A 13,584-nucleotide genomic window follows, 5' to 3' on the forward strand; every position below is an offset into this window, starting at 1 on the left:
AAGAACGCATATTAAATAGGGTTAAATTTGATTTTATAAAAGAATTAAGATGAGATATTTATATAGTTTACTGCTTTTTTCTATTCTATCATTTGCTCAAAGTACAGATACTGCCAATAAAGCTCATGAAATAGAGGGAGTTAGAGTAGAATCATATGATTATAATGGATTTGAAAAGTTTTTAAAATTTAACGATGAGACAACATATATTATTAACTTTTGGGCAACATGGTGTGCACCATGTATTAAAGAGTTACCTTATTTTGAAGAAATAGGAGCGAAGTATAAAAGTAAAAAAGTAAAAGTAATATTGGTAAGCTTAGATTTCCCTAAACAAGTTGAAAAATCTTTAATTCCATTTATTAAAAGAAAGAAATTAGAATCGATGGTAATTCATCTAGATGACCCTGATGCTAATTCTTGGATAGAAAAAGTCGATTCTAATTGGTCTGGTGCCATTCCAGCTACAATTATTTATAATAAAAATGATTCAAAGTTTTATGAACAGTCATTTACTTTTGAAACCTTAGAAATTGAATTAAAAAAAATGTTAAACCAATAAAATTATAGAATGAAAGTATTTAAAGTTTTTTTTTCAGGATTAGTATTAGTTATAATTAGTGCATTTACAGTTAATGAAATAACTTCTGGTTATGAGATTAATGATATTGCTACAGATTTTAAGCTTAAGAATATAGATAATAAGTTTGTTTCTTTAAAAGACTATAAAGAAGCAAAAGGGTTTATTGTTGTTTTCACGTGTAATCATTGCCCATATGCCGTTGCTTATGAAGATCGAATTATTGCTTTGGACAAAAAGTATAAAAAACTAGGGTACCCCGTAATTGCAATTAATCCAAATAATCCAGAGGTTCAAGAAAAAGATAGTTTTGAATTAATGAAAGTGAGAGCCAAAGAAAAAGGTTTTACTTTTCCTTATTTATTTGATGAAGGACAGAAAATTTATCCACAATATGGAGCAACAAAAACACCACATGTATATATATTGGAAAAAACAAAACAAGGAAATCAGGTAAAATATATAGGTGCAATTGATGATAACCATTCAGATGCTTCTGCTGTTAAAGTTAAATATGTAGAAAATGCTGTTGATGCTTTGTTAGAAAATAAGGAAGTTGCTGTAAAAATGACCAAAGCTATTGGATGTTCAATTAAAGGATAGTATTTTTGAAAAAAAAATATAACAATGAATTTAGATCAACAAAACTGGTGGAGTAAATTTCTAACCGATGAAAAAGGAGTGATATTAGATGTACGCACCTCAGACGAAGTGAATAGAGGTAAGATTCCAGGATCAATTAATATTGATATTTTCAAAGGACAAGGCTTTATCTACGAAGTAGAAGAATTGGATAAAAACAAAAATTACTATGTGTATTGTGCTGCAGGAGCAAGAAGTGCTAATGCGTGTAATATTATGAAGGAATTAGGTTTTGAAAATGCTTATAATTTAGTAGGCGGTTTTTCAGAATGGACTGGACCAACAGAATAAAAGAATAGTAGATTTTAAGTATAAAAAAGAGGGATGAATATAATATATATATCATCCCTCTTTTTTTGTAGTTAGTTAAAAGAAATTAATTAACTATAATTTTCTTAATTGCTTTCTTATTGTTTGATGTAATTTCAACTAAATAAAAACCACTTGAAAGGTTTGAAATTGTATAAGTTGAATTGTTAATTACATTTACATTAGAGTATTGAATTCTTTCTATAATTTGTCCATTGATATTATAAACAGTAATAGTATCTAAATTTTCTGTACTTGAAACTGTAAATATTCCATTTGTTGATGGATTTGGATAAATAGTTGTATTTTCATTCAATGCAAAGTCTGTTGAGCTCAATGTGTTGCAGTGACTAGACCAAACTTGGCAAGCATATTCTGGATGGTCAATGAAAGGGTTTCTATTATTCTGATATGTATAAATAGCATTATTACGATTAATTTCTTTTTGAGAAACAGGATCGTTAAGATGCCAATCTAAAAGAGTATATAAAAAAGTATCGGTTAAAACTTGGGTAGATGTTCCGTTAAACATTGAGTAATTCCAATTTGTTACTTGAGTTTCATATCGTGTTATAAAATAGAAATAAATACGAGCAATATCTCCTTTAAACTCATCAATTGGTTCGAAAACATTTCCAGTATATCCTGAAAATAATCCAGTATTTATATTATTTCCTAGTTTTGATCCATTCATGGTCGGATTTGAAATTCCAGATTGTGAAACTAAATTACTACCAACATACCCAAAAGGATAATTACTTCTAAAGCCGTTCACACGACCATCAGTTGGTAACAAATGGTGTGCGTCACCTCTCATTGGATTATTTTGACTAAAGATAGACTGTGGAATAACGTGTTCTTTATTATAACAAACACCTTCACCATTATAATTTCCACATTCATCTGTAATAGGTGTATAATTATAAGGATCTGTTCCGCTTGGGTTTTCAGAATAAATATCTAAAATAGTGCTATTGTCATTTTCATAATATAAATCCAAATCGTTTGTTGCAGTAAATGCATCAAATGAATCATAGCCTTGATCATTATGATTATTTATAATATTGTATAATTGTGTTTTCAATGTATAACCTGAACCTGTGGCTGAATCATAATAACCAGGTGGTATTTGAGCAAAAATTGAAATAAAACTAAAAATTGATAGCAAAGTAATTTTGTTCTTCATAAGGATAAAATTTATTAATATTAGCATATTAATTATGTTACCATTAGTAAAAATGATAACATAATAATATTAACCTTTTCTTTCTAATAATGCCATATAAAAGCCATCAAATCCACTTTGATGTGCTAATACTTTTCTTTCTTTGACAAAGTTGAAATTTTTTCCAGCTTCTGTGCTTAAAAAGTGTTTCACTTGCTCTTCATTTTCAGAAGGCAATACAGAACAAGTAGCATAAACCATTTTTCCACCTGGTTTTACAATTCTAGAGTAGCTTTGTAAAACTTCGGCTTGTACTTTTTTAATATTATCGATAAATTCTGGTTGTAATTTCCATTTACTATCTGGATTACGTTTCATTACACCTAATCCGCTACAAGGAGCATCAATCAGAACTCTATCTGCTTTTTCATGTAATTTTTTAATCACTTTTGTAGAATCGATAACTCTAAATTCAACATTGTGTACTCCATTACGTTTAGCTCTTAATTTTAATTGCTTCAATTTACTCTCATAAATATCCATTGCAATTAGTTGTCCTTTGTTTTCCATTAAAGAAGCCATATGAAGTGTTTTTCCACCAGCACCAGCACATGTATCAACAACTCTCATTCCTGGTTTAACATCAAGAAAATAAGCTACTAATTGTGAAGATGCATCTTGTACTTCAAAATATCCTTGTTTGAAGATATCTGTCATAAAAACATTAGCTCTTTCTTTAAGAACTAATGCATCTGGATGATCGTTAGAAACAACAGTTTCTATATTTAAATCCATTAAGATTGCCTTTAGCTTTGCTTTTGTAGTTTTTAAGGTGTTCACTCTTAAAATAACATCAGCTTGTTTGTTTTGTGCTTCTAGTTCTTTTGTCCAAACTTCTTCTCCAAGTTCTTTAACACAAAGTTCGTCCATCCAATCAGGAATTGATTCTTTGAATCTTCGTATTCTAGATAATTCATCAAATCTTCCTTTTATTTTTCTAGCAGGTGTATTTTCAAAATATTTCCAATCTGGCAATTGAATTCCTCTTAAAGTGGCCCAAACTGCAAACATTCTCCATATATTATCTCTATCGTATGGTTCTCCAACTTCTGCTATCTCAGCATATAATCTTTTCCAGCGTACAATTTCATAAATTGTTTCTGCTACAAATTTTCTATCGCTACTTCCCCAGCGTTTGTCTTTCTTTAAAGCCCTTGCGACAACTTTATCTGCATACTCACCTTCATTAAAAATTGCAAGTAAAGAATCTATAACAGTAAATACTAAGTTTCTATGTAATCTCATTTCTATATTTAATCAGCTTGCAAAGATAATAATAAATACAAAAAAAGCTGCCTATTATAGCAGCTTTCTTTTTTGTTATTATCGATCACCTCGACTCGAATTTCCTCTTCCTGAGGAAGAACCTCTACTTGAAGTAGTATTTCCGCTTTGTTTTGAAGTACTTCTTGATTGTGTATTACTTCTACTTGAACTATTTCTTCTTGAACTTGAGTTACTTCTTGATGAAGTATTGTTTCTAACTGAAGAGTTATTTCTTGAAGAAGTAGCTCTTGGTGTTGCATTTGTATTACTTCTTGTGGAAGCATTGTTTCTAGATGTAGATCTAGGTGTTGTACTTGTATTACTTCTTGTAGAAGAGTAATCTCTAGTACTCGAAGTAGCTCTTGGTGTTGTATTTGTGTTGCTTCTTGTAGAAGAATAATCTCTAGTACTTGAAGTAGCTCTTGGTGTTGTATTTGAATTACTTCTTGTGGAAGAATGATCTCTATTTCCTCTAACGGATGATGAGTTTCTTGTAGTTGTTAACTCTCTCGAACCAGCAACACGTGTTCTAATATTTCTATTTTGATCTAATTGATGTCTATTAGAATATCCACTATTTCTATGCGAGAAAGATCGATTAGGATATCTTCTTTCATAACCATTAGCTCTTCTTCCATGATAATTATTATACCCATAACTACATCTTCTTGTGTTTACATAATGATAGGAATGACTATGATTAATATGTATTGTAATATGGTTTCGATATCTAAAAATCGGGAAAGGATTCCAATAGCTATAGTAAGTAGGGTAGTAGTTCCAACTCCAAGAAGAACAATAAGGACGGTAACTTGTTACCCAAAAGCTTGTATAGATTACTGGTCGGTGAACATATACTGGCTCATAAATATAATTATCACCATACATATAAACATCTCCAACAACTTGTACTTGTACATTGTTGTTTCTATCTCTGTCTACTTCTACAGATGCTACATCTTGATAAAGGTCTTTGTCTAAAACAGCTTGTATAACAATGATATGTTCATTTCCTTCTACAGATTCTATTACTCTTAAATAATCTACAAAGTTATCATTGTTTAAGTCTAAATTAGAAATTTGAGATTCAGGATCATTTAATCTTCTCTCGAAATCTTCTAAATCGGCTGCGTCACCAAAAATTGTAGCAACTGCTCTTAAATCTAAATTATCACTGATGTCGCTATTATTCGCTCTAACAGTTGTTTTATCTTGCGCAAAGGAAGTTATGGCTAAGAATAAACTAAATATTCCGGTAAGTAAATTCGTTTTCATATCATTCAATATTTATAGTTTCTATATGAATGATTTCAATTATTGTGCCAATAATTTTTTAGGTAATTTTTTTAAGAGTAGTTTTATCTTTTAAAAGTATTTTTTTACCAACAATATCAATATATCCTTTTTTGTTAAATTCAGATAATAAACGAATGCAGCTTTCTGTGGCAGTTCCAATCATTCCAGCTAATTCTTCTCTAGATAATAAAAGACGAATCGTTCCATCTTCATTACTACCAAAAGTATCTTCAAGATATAACAATGTTTCTGCTAACCTTTGTTTTACTGTTTTTTGAGCCATATTAACCATATGGTCATCAGCTTCTTTTAAATCTCCACAAATGGTTCGCATTACATCCATAGAAAAATCATTATTTTGAGTAAAAAACTGTAAAATTTCAGCTTTAGGGATAAAACAAACTTCCATGTCTTCAAGAGCAACAGCAGATAGATTTGCAGATTCTTCACTAATCATAGAGCGTTGTCCTAAAAGTTCTCCAGGCTTAACTAGTTTAATAATTTGATCTTTACCATTTGAACTCAATTTAGATAATTTACAAACACCATCTTTAATGCAATATATTCCATTGAGATTTTCACCTTCTTCAAAAAGAGATTGTCCTTTTTTTATAGTATAAGCTGTTTTACAATTGGCAACTTTAATAAGTTCGTCTTTTGTTAGTGCTTTTATAGAACTGAATTGTCTCACAATACATTGCTCACATTTGCTCATAGATGGGTAATTAAAGTTTTTACAAAGATACTTAAAGTATGATAAATATCATATTTATAACTACTTGTTTTTTTAAACTTTGCACTAGGTATAAAAGAGCAAATTATGGACACAAATAATTGTTTCCATTGTGGTAATGAAGTTATAAAAAAAGAAGAAATTATTTTTGACGAAAAATCGTTCTGCTGTAATGGTTGCAAGACTGTTTATGAGATTTTTAGTCAGAATGATTTAACATGCTATTATGATTTTGAAAATGCTCCTGGAGCAACACCACAGGAAATAAAAGGAAAATATGATTTTTTAGATGATGAAAAAATTATTGCAAAACTTCTCGATTTTCAAGAAGACACAACATATATTATTTCACTGTATGTTCCTCATATACATTGTAGTTCGTGTATTTGGATTTTGGAAAATCTTCAAAAACTTCAAGAAGGCATAAGTACGTCTCAGGTTAATTTTCCAGATAAGAAAGTAAGAATAACGTTCAATTCTTCAAGAGTTTCTCTTAAAGAATTGGTTTATTTATTAAGTTCAATTGGTTATGAACCCTACATAAGTCTAGATAATTTTGAAGAAGGGAAAAAGAAAGTAGATAGAAGTTTAATTTATAAGCTTGGAATTGCATTTTTCTGCTTTGGAAATATCATGCTTTTATCTTTTCCTGAATATTTTGAAGTAGAAGAGTTTTGGATTAATCAGTATAGAGGTTTTTTTCGTTGGCTAATCTTTGCATTAGCGTTACCTTCTTTTTTCTATTCCGCAAGCGATTATTATGTTTCAGCATATAAAAGTATTAAATCTAAAATGTTGAATATTGATATTCCTATTGCTTTAGGAATTTTAGTAATGTTCATTAGAAGTACTGTCGATATAGTCTTCGATTTGGGTCAAGGTTTTTTTGATAGTCTAACTGGATTGATATTTTTTATGCTTCTCGGAAAACTATTCCAACAAAAGACGTATAGTTTTCTATCTTTTGAGAGGGATTATAAATCGTATTTCCCTATCGCAATTACTAAAATAAACGCAGAAGGAAAAGAAATTCCTGTTCAGGTATATGATATTGAGAAAGGAGACCGATTACTGATTAGAAATCAAGAATTGATTCCTGTTGACGGGATTTTAATTTCCGATAAAGCTTCTATCGATTATAGTTTTGTTACAGGTGAGGCTATTCCGATTGATAAAAAATCAGGAGATAAAGTTTATGCGGGTGGTAAAATTATAGGGAATCTAGTAGAACTTGAAGTTTTATTTTCTGTTTCTCAAAGTTATTTAACGCAACTCTGGAGTAATGATGTTTTCCAGAAAAAAATAGATCAAAAACATAAAACGATTACCGATAAGATAAGTCAATATTTCACACCAATATTATTAGTGTTGGCTTTTATTGTGTTTGTTGTTTGGTTGTTTATAGATGTTTCTATGGCTTTTAATGTTTTAACAGCTATATTAATTGTTGCTTGTCCTTGCGCACTAGCTTTAACAGCCCCTTTTACATTAGGAAATGTGTTGCGAATAATGGGAAATCAGAAAATGTATTTGAAAAATGCAACCGTAATTGAGCAATTAGCAAAAGTAGATACGATTGTTTTCGATAAAACGGGAACTATTACCTCTAATAAAAAATCGTCAGTAGATTTTCACGGAGAAGTTTTATCTAGTGATGAATTAAAGCGAATTAAAAGCATAATTAGAGGTTCGAACCATCCATTAAGTAGAAAAATTTACGATTATCTTCCAGAATTTGATACAATTGAAATAGATGATTTTAATGAAATAACCGGTAAAGGAATTGAAGCTAAAATTAAGGGTGTTTTAATTCAAATTGGTTCTGCCTCTTTAGTAAACGTTTCGGAAAAAGAAACTTCCAAACAAACGAAAGTGCATATAAAAATTGATGGTCTTTATAAAGGTTATTATTATTTTGATAATCAATATAGAAATGGAATAGAGGAGTTGTTTAGAAGTTTAAGTGCTAAGTATGAATTGAAGATTCTTTCTGGAGATAATGATGGTGAAAAAGAAACTTTACATGAACTTTTACCTAATAATACAGAATTAATTTTCAATCAAAAACCGGAGCAAAAGCTGGAATATATAGAAAAGTTACAATTACAAGGTAAAAATGTAATGATGATTGGTGACGGATTAAATGATGCTGGTGCCTTAGCGCAAAGTAATGTTGGAATTTCTATTTCAGAAAATGTAAATGTATTTTCTCCTGCTTGCGATGGAATTATGGATGCTAGTCAGTTTTCAAAAATTGGTTACTATTTGAAATTTTCAAAAAACGCAATGCGAACTATTTATATGAGTTTTGGACTTTCATTATTATATAACTTAGTAGGCTTATCTTTTGCAATAACAGGGAATTTATCACCTTTGGTTGCCGCTATAATTATGCCGCTGAGCTCAATAACAGTTGTTAGTTTTGTAACCATTATGTCTAACTATTATGCAAAGAAGAAATGTTAATTTTTTTAACAGATATGACAAATATCATATTTTAAGAAATTGCCAAAAACTAACTTTGCTGTATAAATTTTAAGGTATGAGTGTAATTTACATATTAATCACAATCAGTATAGTAGTTGCTGTTGGATTTTTAGCCGCTTTTATAAGAGCTGTTAAAACCGGACAGTATGACGATGACTATACTCCATCAGTCAGAATGCTATTTGACGATGAATTAAAGAAGAATCCAAAAAAAATAATTAAAGTAGAAAAACAAAAATCAATCTAAATTATGGAGATGCAACAATTTTATTACGACAACAAAATTGTAAAGAAATTCCTTTATGCGAGTATCTTATTTGGAGTTGTTGGTATGCTAGTAGGTTTAATAGTAGCATTTATGTTCCTTTTTCCAAACATGACCGATGGGATTCCTTGGTTAAGTTTCGGAAGATTAAGACCACTACATACAAATGCAGTAATTTTTGCTTTTGTTGGTAATGCAATATTCGCAGGGGTTTATTATTCCTTGCAACGTTTGTTAAAGACAAGAATGTATAGCGATGTATTAAGTACAATTAATTTCTGGGGTTGGCAATTAATCATTGTTGCTGCAGCAATTACGCTTCCTTTAGGTTATACAACTTCAAAAGAATATGCAGAATTAGAATGGCCAATAGATATAGCAATTGCTTTAATTTGGGTAGTTTTTGGTATTAATATGATTATGACAATTCTAAGAAGAAGAGAGCGTCATTTATATGTTGCCATTTGGTTCTATTTAGCAACATTTATTACAGTAGCTGTTCTTCATATTTTTAATAGTTTAGAATTGCCAGTTTCTGCAATGAAAAGTTATTCTGTTTATGCAGGTGTTCAAGATGCATTAGTGCAATGGTGGTATGGTCATAATGCAGTAGCATTTTTCCTAACAACACCGTTCCTTGGTTTAATGTACTATTTTGTACCAAAAGTAGCTAATAGACCGGTTTATTCATATAGATTATCGATTATCCATTTCTGGTCATTAATCTTCCTATACATATGGGCAGGACCACATCACTTATTATATACAGCTTTACCAGATTGGGCTCAAAACTTAGGAGTTGTTTTTTCAATCATGTTGATCGCTCCATCTTGGGGAGGTATGATTAATGGACTATTAACTTTAAGAGGAGTTTGGGATAAAGTACGTACAGAACCTGTTTTAAAATTCTTTGTAGTTGGTATTACAGGTTATGGTATGGCAACTTTTGAAGGACCAATGTTATCGCTTAAAAATGTAAATGCTATTGCGCATTATACAGACTGGATCGTTGCTCACGTTCACGTTGGAGCTTTAGCTTGGAACGGATTCATGACATTTGGTATGATTTATTGGTTAATACCAAGAATGACAAAAACAAAATTATATTCTACAGGCTTAGCAAATTTCCATTTCTGGATAGGTACTTTAGGTATTATTTTATATGCTCTTCCAATGTATGTTGCAGGATTTATGCAAGCTTCAATGTGGGATCAATTCAAACCAGACGGAACATTACAATATGGAAACTTCCTTGAAACAGTAACTGAAATTATGCCTTTCTATTTAATGAGAGCTATTGGTGGTTGCTTATTTATAACTGGATTATTAGTATTGGTATATAATATTATTCAAACGGTAAGAAAAGGTTCTGCTGTAGAAGATGAATTAGCAGAAGCTCCAGCACTTACTAAGATTGCTGCAGGAAGAATGAAAGGTGAAAAATTCCACCCTTGGTTAGAAAGAAAACCAATTCAATTAGCCATTTTAGCAACAATTGCTATTCTAATTGGAGGAATTATTCAAATTGTACCAACAATTATGGTAAAAACGAATATACCAACAATATCAGAAGTTAAACCATACACTCCATTAGAATTAGAAGGTAGAGATATTTATATACGTGAAGGTTGTAATAACTGCCACTCTCAAATGATTCGTCCGTTCCGTTCAGAAGTAATGCGCTATGGAGAATATTCTAAAGCAGGTGAATTTGTATATGATCATCCATTTTTATGGGGGTCTAAACGTACAGGTCCAGATTTAGCGAGAGAAGGTGTTCCAGGAAAACCAAATAATGGAGGAAGACCAGACGATTGGCACTTTAACCACATGTGGGACCCACAAAGTACTTCAGATGGTTCTATAATGCCTGGATACAAGTGGATCATTAGAAATAAATTAGATACATCGGCTACGCAAGATAAAATGAGAGCAATGCAAACTTTAGGTGTTCCATATACCGATTTAGAAGTAAAAACAGCTATGGACTCAATTGCGAAGCAAGCAGCTAAAATTGAAGTGAATTTGTTGAAAAACAAAGACATCAAGAAAACATTTGATGAACTAAAAGCAACAAAAGGTTCAGATTTTGTTCCTGCAAGAGATAGAGAAATCGTTGCCTTGATTGCCTATTTGCAAAGATTGGGTACAGATATTACCAAACAAGATAATGCTAAATAATTGAGATATGCTAAAATTTATAAAACATAACTTAGAGACTATTTCTGGTGTTGAAATATATCCAATTATATCATTAGTAATTTTCTTTTCCTTTTTTGTTGGATTGTTCTTCTGGGTATCCAGTTATAAGAAAGACAAGATTAAGGAACTAAGTGAGATGCCAATCAAAGATTAATTTTTAAAGATTTTAAAATGAAAAACATAATCCCTTCATACGTAAGAGTTCCATTATTATTTGCTACTGTTTTTGCAGGAATGGAATTCTTTATAGACTCAGGAGATAAACCCGCTTTTATTGAATATCCAATGGTATCATTATTTTTAGGAGTATTTTTATTCCTACTTATAGCGATAGAAATTGTAATCAGTGCGGTAGATAAAGTAACCTATCAATTATTAAGTGAAGAACAGAAAAAGCAATTAGAAGAAGCGCAATCTTTTTCATTTGCTGATAGTAAACTATATAAAAGCTTAACACGTTCTAAAGCCATTGAAGAAGAGGCAGACGTAATGCTAGATCATGATTATGATGGTATTAAGGAGCTAGATAATGTATTGCCACCATGGTGGGTCTATTTATTCTATGGTTGTATTGTTTTTGCTGTTGTTTATTTAGTACGTTTCCATATTATTGGAGATTATACTCAAAAAGAAGAGTATGAAATGGCACTTGTTGAAGCTCAAAAAGAACATGAAGAATATCTAAAAGCGAACCCAATTCAAGTAAATGTAGATAATGTAGAATTATTAACAGACGAAGCAAGCATTGCAGAAGGAAAGAAAATTTTTGGAGAAAGTTGTGTGGCTTGTCACGGTGCTAACCTTCAAGGAGGAATTGGTCCAAACTTAACAGACAATCATTGGATAAATGGCGGAGGAGTTAAGAACATCTTTAAATTAATTTCAGAAGGGAGTACTAAAAACCCAACAATGGCTCCTTGGAAAGACGTCATAAAATCAACAGATATTCAAAAAATAGCGAGTTACATTATTTCTTTAGAAGGTTCAAATCCTAGCGAAGCAAAAGCACCAGAAGGAGAAATTTGGGTTGCTGAAGGAACTACAGAAACTGCTGCACCAACTGAAAAAGTTGAAACTGTGGTAGATTCTTTAACTACAAAATAATAATAAAAGGTTTAGTATTTTGCTAAACCTTTTATTTAATATATAAAAAAATGGCAAAATTACCTGATGAAAGCTTTAGAGATACCATTGGAACAATCAATGAAGAAGGAAAAAGGAATTTTATTTTTCCAAAGAAACCAGTTGGTAAGCTTTATGAAAAAAGAAAATTAGTTAGTTATGGTCTTTTAATTTTTCTATTATCTGCACCATTCATTAAAATTAATGGCAATCAGTTGTTATTATTTAATGTTCTTGAAAGAAAATTTTCAATATTTGGCTTTCCATTTTGGCCACAAGACTTCTATTTGTTTGTTATTTCTATGATAATAGGAGTAGTTGGGTTAACACTCTTTACTGTAGCATTTGGTAGAATATTCTGCGGTTGGTTTTGTCCGCAAACTATTTTCTTAGAGATGGTTTTCCGTAGAATAGAATATTGGATAGATGGAGATAGAGGTGCTCAAATGCGATTAGCGAAACAAGAGTGGAATGCTGAAAAAATTAAAAAACGTATTTCAAAGTGGATTATATTCTTCATCATTTCATTTTTAATTGCTAATGTATTTTTAGCTTATTTAATTGGTGGTGATACAGTAATAGAACATGTAATTGATGGACCGTTAGAAAATGGTAAAACACTAATAGCATTATTAATTTTCACTGGAGTATTCTATTTCATTTTCGCATGGTTTAGAGAACAAGTATGTATTATTGCTTGTCCATATGGAAGAATGCAAGGCGTACTTTTAGACAATAAATCGATTAATGTTGCCTATGATCACATTCGTGGTGAAGGTGAAATTGGAAGAGCAAAATGGGACAAAAGAGAAGATAGAGCAGAATCTGGTAAAGGAGACTGTATCGATTGCAAACAATGTATTCATGTTTGTCCAACAGGAATAGATATCCGTAACGGTACACAATTAGAATGTATAAATTGTACAGCTTGTATCGATGAGTGTGATACAATAATGGATAAAGTCGGATTGCCAAAAGGTTTAATTCGTTATGCAAGTGAAGATGAGATTGTAAAGAAAGAAAAGTTCAAAATAACAGCTAGAATGAAAGGCTATATAGCCGTTTTAACTATATTAATTGGTATTCTAATTGGTTTACTTTTCTTAAGAAATGATGTAGAAGCGAAAGTACTTCGATTACCGGGACAATTATACCAACAAAAAGGAGAAATAATTAGCAATGTTTTCACCTATAAAATAATTAACAAAACGGTTAAGGATTTCGATAACATAACAATAAAGCTTGAAAAACCAGATGGAGAAGTAAAACTAGTTGGAAATACGCATATCAAAATTTTAGCCGAAAAATCGTTTCAAGGCACATTATTTATAAAAATTAATGCTAAAGATTTGCATGAAGATAAAATGAAGATAAAATTAGGCTTCTATAATGATGGCAAATTAATTGAAACAACAACAACAACTTTTTTAGGGCCTAGATCATTCAAGTAGGTTTTT

The 13,584-nt window shown here is 30.7% G+C and carries 13 protein-coding genes; 9 read left to right on the plus strand and 4 right to left on the minus strand.

Annotation, left to right across the window (positions count from 1 at the left end):
• Nucleotides 1–49: 49 nt before the first annotated feature.
• From L2Z92_RS16425 to L2Z92_RS16435, 3 genes are read left to right on the plus strand one after another with little or no spacing between them, the layout of a single operon-like run.
• On the plus strand, nucleotides 50–562 hold the full coding sequence (locus L2Z92_RS16425) for a TlpA disulfide reductase family protein (RefSeq protein ID WP_236455590.1): 513 nt from the start codon (nucleotides 50–52) through the stop codon (nucleotides 560–562).
• A gap of 9 nt (nucleotides 563–571) precedes the next feature.
• A complete protein-coding gene (locus tag L2Z92_RS16430; protein ID WP_236455592.1) occupies nucleotides 572–1,183 on the plus strand; it encodes a thioredoxin family protein in 612 nt (203 codons plus the stop codon).
• A 24-nt stretch (nucleotides 1,184–1,207) separates the two neighbouring features.
• Nucleotides 1,208–1,513 (plus strand): rhodanese-like domain-containing protein, encoded by a 306-nt coding sequence (locus tag L2Z92_RS16435; protein WP_236455594.1) that lies wholly within the window; start codon nucleotides 1,208–1,210, stop codon nucleotides 1,511–1,513.
• Between the two features lie 85 nt (nucleotides 1,514–1,598).
• Here the strand turns inward: L2Z92_RS16435 and L2Z92_RS16440 are convergent, their stop codons facing one another.
• From L2Z92_RS16440 to L2Z92_RS16455, 4 genes are all read right to left on the minus strand, one after another.
• Nucleotides 1,599–2,717, minus strand: a complete 1,119-nt coding sequence (locus tag L2Z92_RS16440; protein WP_236455596.1) for an endonuclease — start codon at nucleotides 2,715–2,717, stop codon at nucleotides 1,599–1,601.
• Nucleotides 2,718–2,786: 69 nt separating this feature from the next.
• On the minus strand, nucleotides 2,787–4,001 hold the full coding sequence (locus L2Z92_RS16445; RefSeq protein ID WP_236455598.1) for an RsmB/NOP family class I SAM-dependent RNA methyltransferase: 1,215 nt from the start codon (nucleotides 3,999–4,001) through the stop codon (nucleotides 2,787–2,789).
• Between the two features lie 78 nt (nucleotides 4,002–4,079).
• Nucleotides 4,080–5,297: a hypothetical protein gene (locus tag L2Z92_RS16450; protein ID WP_236455600.1), complete on the minus strand. Its 1,218-nt coding sequence runs from the start codon at nucleotides 5,295–5,297 to the stop codon at nucleotides 4,080–4,082.
• A 58-nt stretch (nucleotides 5,298–5,355) separates the two neighbouring features.
• The gene (locus L2Z92_RS16455; RefSeq protein ID WP_236455601.1) at nucleotides 5,356–6,033 is read right to left on the minus strand and encodes a Crp/Fnr family transcriptional regulator; all 678 of its coding nucleotides are present in this window, start codon (nucleotides 6,031–6,033) and stop codon (nucleotides 5,356–5,358) included.
• A gap of 105 nt (nucleotides 6,034–6,138) precedes the next feature.
• On the opposite strand from L2Z92_RS16455, the gene L2Z92_RS16460 reads away from it, so the two are divergent.
• From L2Z92_RS16460 to ccoG, 6 genes are all read left to right on the plus strand, one after another.
• Nucleotides 6,139–8,517 carry a heavy metal translocating P-type ATPase gene (locus L2Z92_RS16460; RefSeq protein WP_236455602.1) on the plus strand — a complete coding sequence of 793 codons (2,379 nt, stop codon included), beginning with the start codon at nucleotides 6,139–6,141 and terminating at the stop codon, nucleotides 8,515–8,517.
• A gap of 76 nt (nucleotides 8,518–8,593) precedes the next feature.
• Nucleotides 8,594–8,785, plus strand: coding sequence for a cbb3-type cytochrome oxidase assembly protein CcoS (gene ccoS, locus L2Z92_RS16465; protein ID WP_236455603.1), 192 nt, complete (start codon nucleotides 8,594–8,596; stop codon nucleotides 8,783–8,785).
• A gap of 3 nt (nucleotides 8,786–8,788) precedes the next feature.
• Complete coding sequence (gene ccoN / locus L2Z92_RS16470) at nucleotides 8,789–10,984, plus strand: cytochrome-c oxidase, cbb3-type subunit I (RefSeq protein WP_236455604.1); 2,196 nt, start codon at nucleotides 8,789–8,791, stop codon at nucleotides 10,982–10,984.
• A gap of 7 nt (nucleotides 10,985–10,991) precedes the next feature.
• Nucleotides 10,992–11,159, plus strand: a complete 168-nt coding sequence (locus tag L2Z92_RS16475; protein ID WP_236455605.1) for a CcoQ/FixQ family Cbb3-type cytochrome c oxidase assembly chaperone — start codon at nucleotides 10,992–10,994, stop codon at nucleotides 11,157–11,159.
• A gap of 17 nt (nucleotides 11,160–11,176) precedes the next feature.
• Entirely contained in the window at nucleotides 11,177–12,109 is a 933-nt protein-coding gene (locus tag L2Z92_RS16480) for a cbb3-type cytochrome c oxidase N-terminal domain-containing protein (RefSeq protein WP_236455606.1), read from the plus strand.
• A 50-nt stretch (nucleotides 12,110–12,159) separates the two neighbouring features.
• Nucleotides 12,160–13,578: a cytochrome c oxidase accessory protein CcoG gene (ccoG, locus tag L2Z92_RS16485; protein WP_236455607.1), complete on the plus strand. Its 1,419-nt coding sequence runs from the start codon at nucleotides 12,160–12,162 to the stop codon at nucleotides 13,576–13,578.
• Nucleotides 13,579–13,584: the final 6 nt, after the last annotated feature.

This window comes from Flavobacterium jumunjinense, assembly GCF_021650975.2.
In the GTDB taxonomy this organism is placed as follows: Bacteria; Bacteroidota; Bacteroidia; order Flavobacteriales; family Flavobacteriaceae; genus Flavobacterium; species Flavobacterium jumunjinense.

What these genes read in the sequence shown, in the direction of transcription:
- L2Z92_RS16430 (WP_236455592.1), top strand. Translation starts at nt 572, where the DNA reads ATGAAAGTATTTAAAGTTTTTTTTTCAGGATTAGTATTAGTTATAATT.
- L2Z92_RS16450 (WP_236455600.1), bottom strand. Translation starts at nt 5,297, where the DNA reads ATGAAAACGAATTTACTTACCGGAATATTTAGTTTATTCTTAGCCATA.
- L2Z92_RS16475 (WP_236455605.1), top strand. Translation starts at nt 10,992, where the DNA reads ATGCTAAAATTTATAAAACATAACTTAGAGACTATTTCTGGTGTTGAA.
- L2Z92_RS16460 (WP_236455602.1), top strand. Translation starts at nt 6,139, where the DNA reads ATGGACACAAATAATTGTTTCCATTGTGGTAATGAAGTTATAAAAAAA.
- L2Z92_RS16480 (WP_236455606.1), top strand. Translation starts at nt 11,177, where the DNA reads ATGAAAAACATAATCCCTTCATACGTAAGAGTTCCATTATTATTTGCT.
- ccoN (WP_236455604.1), top strand. Translation starts at nt 8,789, where the DNA reads ATGGAGATGCAACAATTTTATTACGACAACAAAATTGTAAAGAAATTC.
- L2Z92_RS16455 (WP_236455601.1), bottom strand. Translation starts at nt 6,033, where the DNA reads ATGAGCAAATGTGAGCAATGTATTGTGAGACAATTCAGTTCTATAAAA.
- ccoS (WP_236455603.1), top strand. Translation starts at nt 8,594, where the DNA reads ATGAGTGTAATTTACATATTAATCACAATCAGTATAGTAGTTGCTGTT.
- ccoG (WP_236455607.1), top strand. Translation starts at nt 12,160, where the DNA reads ATGGCAAAATTACCTGATGAAAGCTTTAGAGATACCATTGGAACAATC.
- L2Z92_RS16425 (WP_236455590.1), top strand. Translation starts at nt 50, where the DNA reads ATGAGATATTTATATAGTTTACTGCTTTTTTCTATTCTATCATTTGCT.
- L2Z92_RS16435 (WP_236455594.1), top strand. Translation starts at nt 1,208, where the DNA reads ATGAATTTAGATCAACAAAACTGGTGGAGTAAATTTCTAACCGATGAA.
- L2Z92_RS16445 (WP_236455598.1), bottom strand. Translation starts at nt 4,001, where the DNA reads ATGAGATTACATAGAAACTTAGTATTTACTGTTATAGATTCTTTACTT.
- L2Z92_RS16440 (WP_236455596.1), bottom strand. Translation starts at nt 2,717, where the DNA reads ATGAAGAACAAAATTACTTTGCTATCAATTTTTAGTTTTATTTCAATT.